Below are 513 nucleotides of genomic sequence, written 5' to 3'. Positions count from 1 at the left end.
GTTGGTGTCGGTGCGGCTGTGGCTGGTCAGGGCGTGGGGGTGGGCACTGCCGGCTGCGGGGTAGGCGTAGGTGGTGGTGACGTCACCGCTGGGTGTGCCGTGTTCGGTTTGGGCGAGTCGGTTGCCGACCCGGCCGGTGTTGTCGGTCGGGGTGCCGAATGACCAGCTGTGCCAGTAGCCGGCTGGTCCACCGATGGCGCCGGAGGACGGTGCCTGGGTGCAGTCCGACGAGCTGGGGGTCCATGCCTGGGTGAGACGGCGTTGGTGGTCGTAGGTGAAGCACTGGGTGTCGCGGTTGGTTCCGGGGTCGTCGTCGAGGCGGGTGAGGTTGCCGGCTCCGTCGTAGTCGTATTTGCGGTTGGCGACGTAGGAGGTTCCGGAGGCTCGGGTGACCGGGCTGCGGTTGACCCGGCCGGTGGCGGGGTCGTAGTAGTACGCCGTCTGGACGGACGGGGCGCCGGTGGGGGCGGTGGCGCGGATGATGGTGCCGGGTTCGTAGAGGTTGGTGTAGGT

1 protein-coding gene is annotated in these 513 nt (G+C 69.2%); it reads right to left on the bottom strand.

The features are described from left to right. A partial coding sequence (locus tag GSF22_RS34120; protein ID WP_208817986.1) for a hypothetical protein occupies nucleotides 1-513 on the bottom strand: 513 nt, incomplete at both ends.

It is taken from the genome of Micromonospora echinofusca (assembly GCF_017614955.1).
In the GTDB taxonomy this organism is placed as follows: domain Bacteria; phylum Actinomycetota; class Actinomycetes; order Mycobacteriales; family Micromonosporaceae; genus Micromonospora; species Micromonospora echinofusca_A.
The sequence above is the reverse complement of the archived record's forward strand: the minus strand, read 5'-3'. Positions and strand labels throughout refer to the sequence as shown.